The sequence below is a fragment of the Gottfriedia sp. NPDC056225 genome, assembly GCF_042267765.1.
GTDB lineage: Bacteria > Bacillota > Bacilli > Bacillales > Bacillaceae_G > Gottfriedia.
In genome coordinates this window covers 43,169-52,994 of sequence record NZ_JBHJTJ010000033.1, presented here as the reverse complement: position 1 = coordinate 52,994, position 9,826 = coordinate 43,169, and the positions used below count along the sequence as shown (strand labels likewise).

Below are 9,826 nucleotides of genomic sequence, written 5' to 3'. Positions count from 1 at the left end.
TCAAACTCTCCATAAAAGTTAAGTTTAAATCTTGTATTGCTCAAAAAACTAATAATTGACGTTTACTTCATGTTTTGTTTAGTTTTCAAAGTTCACCTTGTCGCTCTGAGGCGACTTAAACATCTTAACATTTTCTTTCGAATGTTGTCAATGTTTTTTTAAAAGTTTTTTTCGTTGTTGTTTCGTATTAACGTGACAACGTTTAATAATATACCACCTATAAAAACAAAATACAATAGGTAAATTTAAATTCTTTTTATTCTGATATTTATAATCAGATTCCAATAAATAAATGATGTCCTTATTCTTCTAAAAAGATACATCAAAACGTAAAAAAAGCTGGCTTAAAAGTACTCTTTTAGCCAGCTTTTCAACTTATTTATTTATGTCTCATTAACGGGAATAATAGAACGTCACGAATTGAAGGAGAGTTAGTTAATAACATAACTAATCTGTCTATACCAATTCCTAGACCTCCAGTTGGTGGCATACCATGCTCTAATGCTTCGATGTAATCATCATCCATCATATGAGCTTCGTCATTACCAAGTTCACGTTCTTTAAGCTGTGCTTCAAAACGTTCTTTTTGATCAATTGGATCGTTTAACTCTGTAAATGCATTAGCATGTTCACGTGCTACGATAAACAATTCAAAACGATCAGTAAAACGTGGATCTTCTGCGTTCTTTTTCGCTAACGGTGAAATTTCAACTGGGTGGCCGTAAATGAAAGTTGGTTGAATTAACGTTTCTTCTACTTTTTGCTCAAAGAATTCGTTAATAATATGACCTACAGACATATTCGCATTAATTTCTACATTTTGTTCTTTAGCATATGCTCTCGCTTGTTCAACTGACATTTCAGGCCAGAAATCTACTCCACAAGCTTCTTTAATCGCGTCTACCATATGAAGTCTAGTCCATTTTGGCTCTAAGTTTACAGTGTACTCGCCATATGGAATAGTAGTAGTACCTAAAACTTCTTTAGCTATATGAGCAATTAAATTTTCAGTTAGTTCCATAATATCAGCATAATCAGCATAAGCTTCATATAACTCAATCATCGTAAACTCCGGGTTATGACGAGTAGAAATACCTTCATTACGGAATACACGACCGATTTCATAAACCTTTTCTAATCCACCAACGATTAATCGTTTTAAGTGTAACTCAATAGCAATACGCATATATAATTCCATATCAAGCGCGTTATGATGTGTAATAAACGGTCTTGCAGAAGCTCCACCTGCAATTGCATGTAGCATAGGTGTTTCTACTTCTAAATAACCTTGGTCATCTAAATAGCGTCTCATAGATTGGATAATCTTGCTACGTGCAATAAAAGTCTGACGGCTATCCATATTCATTAAGTCTAAGTATCTTTGGCGGTAGCGTTGTTCTACATCTTGTAGACCATGGAATTTATCAGGAAGTGGTAATAACGCTTTCGATAGGAAAGTATATTCTTTAACTTTAATAGATAATTCCCCTACATTTGTTTTAAATACCACACCAGAAACCCCAACAATATCACCTAAGTCAGTAATATCAAAGATTTCATATTGCTCTTCGCCTACAGCATCTTTACGTACATAGATTTGAACTTGTCCATTTAAATCTTGAACATGTGCAAATCCAGCTTTACCTTTTCCACGTTTAGTCATTACTCGACCTGCAAAAGATACAACAATTGCTTTTTCTTCTAATTCTTCTTTAGAAAATTGATCAAATTGTGCTAATAAATCATTTGATGAATGTGTGCGCACAAATTTTTTACCGAATGGATCGATACCTTTTCCTTCAAGTGTTTTTAATTTCTCCCTACGTATTAGGGCTTGATCATTTAATTCTTCGTGACTCATTTTCTCAACTCCACGCTATTTTAAGTATTTAAATACAATATGAACTTAATAGAAAAACTGCCAGTAATTCGATCTGGCAGTTTTGTTTACTATAACTTATTATATTTTGTCAAGCGAAACCTGTCAAACTTACAAAGCTTGGGCAGCTTTCATTTTTGTTTCAACTTCATTTACGTACGTCATTAATAGTTCAACCATTTGAGCACGAGTGCTAGCCTCGTTAATTTGGTTGCGTACTAATGCAGTACCTTTCAAACCTTTTAAATACCAAGCTGCATGTTTTCTCATTTCCAATACAGCAACATGTTCATTTTTCAAGTCAATTAATCGATCTAAATGCAATAAACATACATCAATTTTTTCACGCGCGGCTGGTTCTGGCATTAATATACCTGATTCCAAATACTTAACAGTACGGTAAATCATCCATGGGTTTCCTAACGCAGCGCGACCGATCATTACACCATCGCAGCCTGTTTCATCTAACATACGTTTAGCATCCTGAGGAGTCTCTACATCACCATTACCGATTACAGGAATCGAAACCTGATTTTTAACTTCTTTAATCCAGCTCCAATCAGATTTTCCTTCGTACATTTGGTAGCGTGTGCGACCATGAACGGCTACAGCTTTACCGCCCGCTGCTTCTACTGCTTTTGCATTGTCTACAACGTAAATGTGGTCGTCGTCCCAACCAAGACGCATTTTAACCGTAACTGGCTTACTTACATTCTGTGCTACAGCATAGACCATCTCATGAATCTTATTTGGGTCTAATAGCCATTTAGCTCCAGCGTCTACTTTTGTAATCTTTGGGACAGGACACCCCATGTTAATATCTATAATATCTGCATTCGTGTTTTCATCAACGTACTTAGCAGCTTCAACTAGTGAAGATTTTTCGCCACCAAAAATTTGTAAGCTTAATGGCTTTTCTCGCTCATCCATATAAAGCATCTCTAACGTCCTTTTGTTATTGTTAAGAATTGCTTTATCACTTACCATTTCTGCGCATACTAAACCTGCACCAAACTCTTTTACAGTTAGACGGAAGGCTGAATTACAAACTCCGGCCATCGGCGCTAATACGACGGGATTTTTCATCTCGATGTCACCAATTTTTAGCACATCCCATCCTCCTTCTTACAATACTTTAACCATCTATATTGATAATTCCTCAACACTTACTTTTAACTGTTTTGCGCAATCATGCAAAAACTGTTCAGTTGGCATACGATTTCCTCGCTCTACTTCACCTAGTACCGAAACAGAAACGCCAAGATCTTTCGCAAAGCCTTCTTGGGTGTAACCTTTTAATTTTCTAAAAGCCCTAATCCGTCTCCCCCACTTTTCAGCTTCCATAATCGAACTCCTTTATCCTCTAAAAATTTAGTTTCAATCTCCAATGATTGGTTTATTTCGTTTAAAGGGATTAATACAAAGCTTCTTTCAAACATTCTAGGGTGCGGTATTCTTAGGTTCTCAACTTCTATATTCTCGTGATTATAGAGTAAAATGTCAAGGTCTATAGTCCTAGGACCCCAACGTAATTCCCTTTTTCTACCAAGACTATTTTCGATTCCTTGAGTAACATCAAGTAATTGTAGTGGAGTCAAATTGGTAGAAATTTTAATGACTAGATTTAAAAACGGATCTTGGTCTACGTAACCAACCGGGTCCGTTTCGTATATAGAAGATATTTGTTCTACTTGAATATCGGAATGCTCAACTAATTCCTTAATGGCCTTTGTAAGAAATCCTTCTCGATCGCCTATATTCGTTCCTAAACTTAAATACGACTCATTTTTCATATGCGACCTCTTGTTATCTCAACTGCTACGAAATCATAATGTCCTGGTATTGGCGGGTCTGGTTTTATCACTTTTACAGTACATTGTTGGATTAATTCGTATGTATTTAATATTTGTTTAGCAATTTCTTCAGCTACAGATTCAACCAAATCATAAGACTTACCTTGAACAACTTCCTCACATGTTTTAAATAAATCTGCGTAACTTACTGAATACGCCAAATCATCTGTTTCTCCTGCTTTTTTTGTATCTAATTCGACAATTAAATCAACATTAAATCGTTGGCCCAATGTTTTCTCTTCTTTAAAGACACCATGGTATCCATAAAATTTCATACCAGTTACATAAATTTTATCCATTATTTACTCCAATCTTTAACATTGCATCCATCATTTTAGTCATACGAGAAATTGCTAGTACATCATGTACTCGTACAATTTCGCATCCTTTCGTAATGCCTAAACAAACTGTTGCACCCGTTCCTTCCATCCGCTCATGCACATCCGTACCAAGAACTTCTCCAATAAATCTTTTTCGTGACGTACCAAGTAACACCGGATAATCCAATGCTTTGATTTGTTCCATCTGATTTAACACTTCTAAGTTTTGCTCAGCAGACTTCGCGAAACCAACACCAGGATCCAATATAATCATTTCATCCTTTACACCTGCGCGCTTTGCAATTTGAATACTTTCAACTAGATCACAGACAACATCGCTCATCAAACTATAATAATTTTCGTCAGTTCGATTATGCATTAAGCAAATTGGAACATTGTATGCTGCCGCAACTTCTACGATTTTAGGGTCTTTCTTCGCACCCCAAACATCATTAATGATTGTAGCTCCTGCTTCAACAGCTTGTTTAGCTACTTCAGATTTATATGTATCTATTGAAATCGGAACATTAATTTCCGTCGACAAAGCTTTAATAATAGGAACTACCCTTTTTAATTCTTCTTCCTCATCAACTATAGCAGCTCCAGGTCTTGTTGATTCTCCACCAACATCAATAATTTTTGCTCCATCTGCAATTAATTTCTTTGCATGCTTTATCGCTAATTCAATTTCATTATATCGACCACCATCAGAAAAAGAGTCTGGTGTCATATTTAAAATACCCATTACAATCGTCTCATTCTGAATTGGTAATGAATAGTTTCCACAAATCAACGGTTTCGTTGCTCTTCTCAAGTTAGTTCACTTCTTTCCATTTCATTCATACTGAATAAAGAATTACGATAAGATTGATAATCCTTCTGCAAATCTCTAATGATATTACTTTCACTAACATTATAAAAACGCTCACCAATTACTGTAACAGGAATAATTTCTTGAATCGAGTTTGAGATGAATATTTCATCCGCTTCATTCAACTCTTGCTCTGTAAAATACCCTTCCTCAACCGAAACGCCTTTTAATTGTGCCCAGTGGATTACAAATTGCCTCGTTATACCATTCAATATTCCCGTATCAACATGTGGCGTGTATAGTTTATTTTGTTTAATAAAGAACAAATTTGAGACAATTCCTTCTGAAAGATAACCATCTTTATTTAAGAAAATTCCTTCTATGCTAGGTGAATTGCCGATTTCTTTTTTCCCAATAATATTATTTAAATAATGATGCGACTTTAAACGTTCCTTGCCCTCGGGAGAGTTTCGAGGGGTATTTAAAATTACCCCTTCCTTCTCCACTATCTTACTTTCATGCATCAGTTTAATAAAAATAATCGTATTTGGATTTGTATAATTCCCCGTATATAGACCGATTTCTCCTGCCCCCGCTGAAACATTCAAACGGATATAAGCATCTTTTAATTTATTTAACTCCATTAACCTATTCAAAATCGACTGGATTTCCTCATCCGATAAATTCCATTCAATATTTAAGTTCAATAACGAATTTCTTAAGCGGTTTAAATGGTCAAACAACAAGAATGGATGTCCATTATAGATTCGAAATGTTTCAAATACACCTAAGCCATATAAAAAACCATGATCATATGGAGAAATCTTCACTTCATTGTCATTTAAGAATTCTCCATTATAATAAATTTTCATATTGTACTCCTAGAAGGTTTGTATGCATTTAGGAAGTTTCTAAGCATTTCTTTACCGAACTGCGACATAATTGATTCCGGATGAAACTGTACGCCTTCTATTGGTAATGACTTATGTTTTAAAGCCATGATTTCTCCTTCATTCGTCCATGCAGTTACTTCAAGTTCTTTAGGGAATGTCTCTTTCTTAACAATTAAAGAGTGGTATCTCGTCACATCAATCGGTGATGGTAAGTCACTAAATAACCCTAGACCTTCGTGCGTAATCGCCGATGTTTTTCCGTGCATTAAGCGTTCAGCACGTACTACATCTCCACCAAATACTTGAGCAATTGCTTGATGACCTAAACAAACACCTAAAATTGGAATTTTTCCAGCAAAGTGTTCAATTGCTTTTAAACTGATTCCAGCTTCATTCGGTGTACAAGGACCAGGTGAAATCATTAAGTAAGAAGGATTTAGCTCTTCAATTTCATCCAATGTAATTTCGTCATTTCGCTTTACAAGTAACTCTTCTCCTAATTCACCTAAATATTGAACAAGATTATAGGTAAATGAATCATAATTATCAATCATTAATATCATTTTACATTCCCACCTAACTTAGCTTTTTCTTCACTTACTTTCTTAGCTGTCCATAAAGCTTGAGCTTTTTTTAGGCTTTCTAAATACTCATGTTTTGGATTAGAATCGATTACGATACCAGCGCCTGCTTGTACATACGCCTGCTCGTCTTTTGTAATCATCGTTCGAATCGTAATATTTAGTTCCATATCACCAGTAAAACCGATCCATCCAACCGACCCTGTATAAATACCGCGTTTAGTCGGCTCTAGTTCCTCGATGATTTCCATTGTTCGTATTTTAGGTGCCCCAGTAATTGTACCTCCTGGGAATACTGCTTTTAATAAATCAAATGAATCCTTGTCCTTTTGCAGATTTCCTCTTACATTTGAAACAAGGTGCATTACGTGTGAATATTTTTCAATTACTAATAATTCGTCTACTTCAACTGTTCCATATTCACATACTCTACCTAAGTCATTACGCTCTAAATCAACTAGCATGATATGCTCAGCTTGTTCTTTTTCATTTGAACGTAATTCTTCCATTAACTGTTGCTCTTCTTCGATTGTATTACCACGTGATCTAGTACCCGCAATCGGTCTTGTCCAAACTTCTTGATCACGCTTTGCGACTAATAACTCAGGTGAGCAACTTACGATTTGAAATTCTTCAAAGTCTAAATACGACATATATGGTGATGGGTTAATCTCTCTCAGCTGTTCATAGATATAAAGAGGATCTGTAACCAATGTCTCAGACTGCAGTACAGATAAATTCACTTGGAATACATCCCCTGCACTGATATATTCTTTTACATTTCCAACTGCATCTGTAAATTTTTGTTCAGACATGTAAATTGTTTTTTCCACTTCCGTTTTCGAAGTTTGTTTGGTTATATCTATATTTTCCACTTCATTTATGAAGAATTCTTCAAGTGACTCTAAACGACCCTGTGCTTTTTGTGCATTTTCCGATTCATCTAATACGATAAAATATAGTTCATTTTTTTGATGGTCAAAAATAATTACTTCATGAAAAATTAAAAGATACACATCTGGTATGTTATATACATCTTCGGCTAACGATGGTAGTTCCTCGATATAGTGATTACAATCATATGTGAAATAACCAATCGCCCCGCCTTGAAATGGTGGTAGGTCATCTCTTTTTTTCACTGTGTAATTAGATAAATACTTTTTAGCTAAGTCGATTGGATTTCCTGTATATTCGACTTTCCCCTTTTCTTCTTCAATGATTAATTTATTATTCTTACCGTATAACTTCGCAACAGGATTTGATGCCATGATTGAATATTGCCCGTCTCGTCCACTTTCAAGTAGCACGGCATTCTTTTTCTCTTTTGCCGTTTCTACAAAGTGTTTAAAGAAAGGTGTTGTATAATTGATTACTTTTGAAAAGATTTCATAATTCACGTAAATATCCCCCTCTGATAGCGCTTCTTTTTTCATTTTACACAAAAAGTAAGAACTATACATCAAAGCATTTTATGGAAAAATAAAAAATCCCTTGCACAAATCAAAGGGATTTTAAAAAATGATCGTATTATTTATTCAAATTGAAATAAAGCTGTACTTAAGTAACGTTCCCCATTACTCGGAATAATCGCAAGTACCTTTTTACCTTTTCCAAGTTTTTTAGCAGCTTGCAGCGCAGCACTAATTGCAGCACCTGATGATATTCCTACAAGTAACCCTTCTGCTTTTGCTACATTTCTAGCTGTCTCCATTGCATCATCATTATTAATTTGAATGATTTCATCATAAACTTCAGTATCAAGAGTTTCAGGAATAAATCCTGCTCCAATACCTTGAATTTTATGTGGACCCGGTTTACCTCCAGATAGTACAGGAGAATCTACAGGCTCAACAGCAATAATATTAATGCCAGGATAAGCTTCTTTTAAAACAGATCCTGCACCAGAAATTGTTCCTCCAGTACCAACACCTGAAACAAACGCATCAAGCTGATCTCCCATTTGTTCAACGATTTCTGGACCAGTTGTTAAACGGTGAACTTCTGGGTTTGCAGCATTATTAAATTGTTGTGGAACGAAGTAGCCATTTTCTTTTGCTAGTTCGTCTGCTTTACGAATCGCACCGCCCATTCCTTCAGGTCCGGGGGTTAACACTAGTTCGGCACCGTAAGCACGTAAAAGATTTCTTCTTTCAATACTCATTGTTTCAGGCATTACTAGTATTGATTTATATCCTTTTGCAGCTGCTACCATCGCTAAACCAATTCCAGTGTTCCCACTAGTTGGTTCGATAATTGTATCGCCAGGTTTAATTAAACCCTTTTTCTCAGAATCCTCAATCATAGCAAGAGCAATACGATCTTTAACACTACTACCAGGATTCATAAACTCTAATTTTAAGTAAACATCCGCGCTGTTTTCATCTACTAATCTGTTAAGTTTAACGATTGGAGTTCTACCGATTAATTCGTATACTGAATTTGCAACTTTCATTTCATCCACTCCTAATTCCTAGTATATTGACCTGTTTAATATACATTATGTTAAAAACAAAAGAATCTGTCAATTACTTTCTTCTATACATAACTTGTATGAATATCTTCATTAATTATGAAAAGAAAGTTCGACAAATTCTTCGTTCTTCACCTACAATTGGTTAATTAATCCTTGTATTTGCTCGCCAGTGAAGTGATAAGGCTCATTACAAAAATGACACTTAACTTCTGCCTCTCCGTCCTCTTCTAGCATTAATTGTAATTCATGTTTTCCTACACTTAAAAGAGCACCTTCAATTCTTTCTCTTGAACATTGGCATTGGAATTTAACATCCATTGTCTCCAATACTTTAACTTCTTCCTTCCCTAATACTTCATATAGTATTTCTTCCGGAGAAAGCCCCTCTTCAATTAGTGTAGACACTGGCTTAATTGATTTTAATCGGTTTTCTATCTTTGTGATACATTCATCACTAGCACCTGGTAGGATTTGAATAATAAACCCACCACTTGCTAAAATTGAATGATCTGGATTTACTAATACACCTACACCTACAGATGAAGGAGTTTGTTCAGATACAGCAAAATAATAAGTAAAGTCTTCACCAAGTTCACCTGACACAATCGGCACTGCCCCTGTGAATGGCTCTCTCATACCAATATCTTTAGCAACAGAGATTGTACCTACAGTACCAACAGCTTTAGCAACGTCAATTTTTCCGTGTTTGTTACGTTCGGATTGAACATGAGGATTCAATACGAATCCACGGACTTCACCTTTTGCATTACTGTCAGCAAGAATATAGCCAAGGGGGCCATTCCCCTCAACCTTTAATGTTAATTTTTCCTCACCCTTTAACATTGCACCCATCATCGCGGCAGCCGTTAGGGTACGACCTAGTGCAGCCGAAGCATCTTTCCATGTATCATGACGCTCCTGAGCTTCTCTTACGATATTAGTTGATCTCACACTATATGCACGGACTTCACCGTTAAAAGCTAATGCTTTTACTAAATAATCTTTCATGATATACC

Annotated in this window: 11 protein-coding genes; all 11 read right to left on the bottom strand. The window is 35.6% G+C overall.

Features of this window, described 5'->3' with window-relative positions; translation table 11 throughout:
- Window positions 1-379: 379 nt before the first annotated feature.
- The 11 genes from lysS to hslO all read right to left on the bottom strand — a co-directional run bounded on the left by lysS (window position 380) and on the right by hslO (window position 9,818).
- A complete protein-coding gene (gene lysS / locus ACFCYN_RS18445) occupies window positions 380-1,861 on the bottom strand; it encodes a lysine--tRNA ligase (protein ID WP_098117927.1) in 1,482 nt (493 codons plus the stop codon).
- 129 nt (window positions 1,862-1,990) lie between these two features.
- Window positions 1,991-2,989, bottom strand: a complete 999-nt coding sequence (dusB, locus tag ACFCYN_RS18440) for a tRNA dihydrouridine synthase DusB (RefSeq protein ID WP_172446617.1) — start codon at window positions 2,987-2,989, stop codon at window positions 1,991-1,993.
- 33 nt (window positions 2,990-3,022) lie between these two features.
- Complete coding sequence (locus ACFCYN_RS18435; RefSeq protein WP_098117925.1) at window positions 3,023-3,223, bottom strand: helix-turn-helix domain-containing protein; 201 nt, start codon at window positions 3,221-3,223, stop codon at window positions 3,023-3,025.
- Window positions 3,175-3,672 carry a 2-amino-4-hydroxy-6-hydroxymethyldihydropteridine diphosphokinase gene (folK, locus tag ACFCYN_RS18430; protein ID WP_172446616.1) on the bottom strand — a complete coding sequence of 166 codons (498 nt, stop codon included), beginning with the start codon at window positions 3,670-3,672 and terminating at the stop codon, window positions 3,175-3,177. The genes ACFCYN_RS18435 and folK overlap by 49 nt, the downstream gene beginning before the upstream one ends.
- The gene (gene folB / locus ACFCYN_RS18425) at window positions 3,669-4,031 is read right to left on the bottom strand and encodes a dihydroneopterin aldolase (protein WP_098117923.1); all 363 of its coding nucleotides are present in this window, start codon (window positions 4,029-4,031) and stop codon (window positions 3,669-3,671) included. The genes folK and folB overlap by 4 nt, the downstream gene beginning before the upstream one ends.
- Window positions 4,024-4,797: a dihydropteroate synthase gene (gene folP / locus ACFCYN_RS18420; protein WP_172447756.1), complete on the bottom strand. Its 774-nt coding sequence runs from the start codon at window positions 4,795-4,797 to the stop codon at window positions 4,024-4,026. The genes folB and folP overlap by 8 nt, the downstream gene beginning before the upstream one ends.
- A 65-nt stretch (window positions 4,798-4,862) precedes the next feature.
- Window positions 4,863-5,735, bottom strand: coding sequence for an aminodeoxychorismate lyase (pabC, locus tag ACFCYN_RS18415; RefSeq protein ID WP_375950868.1), 873 nt, complete (start codon window positions 5,733-5,735; stop codon window positions 4,863-4,865).
- On the bottom strand, window positions 5,732-6,319 hold the full coding sequence (gene pabA / locus ACFCYN_RS18410) for an aminodeoxychorismate/anthranilate synthase component II (protein ID WP_172446614.1): 588 nt from the start codon (window positions 6,317-6,319) through the stop codon (window positions 5,732-5,734). Before pabA ends, pabC begins: the two co-directional genes overlap by 4 nt.
- Complete coding sequence (locus ACFCYN_RS18405; RefSeq protein ID WP_375950867.1) at window positions 6,316-7,734, bottom strand: anthranilate synthase component I family protein; 1,419 nt, start codon at window positions 7,732-7,734, stop codon at window positions 6,316-6,318. Before ACFCYN_RS18405 ends, pabA begins: the two co-directional genes overlap by 4 nt.
- 134 nt (window positions 7,735-7,868) lie before the next feature.
- Window positions 7,869-8,789 (bottom strand): cysteine synthase A, encoded by a 921-nt coding sequence (gene cysK / locus ACFCYN_RS18400; protein ID WP_172446612.1) that lies wholly within the window; start codon window positions 8,787-8,789, stop codon window positions 7,869-7,871.
- A gap of 153 nt (window positions 8,790-8,942) precedes the next feature.
- Window positions 8,943-9,818, bottom strand: a complete 876-nt coding sequence (gene hslO / locus ACFCYN_RS18395) for an Hsp33 family molecular chaperone HslO (RefSeq protein ID WP_172446611.1) — start codon at window positions 9,816-9,818, stop codon at window positions 8,943-8,945.
- Between the last annotated feature and the right edge of the window lie 8 nt (window positions 9,819-9,826).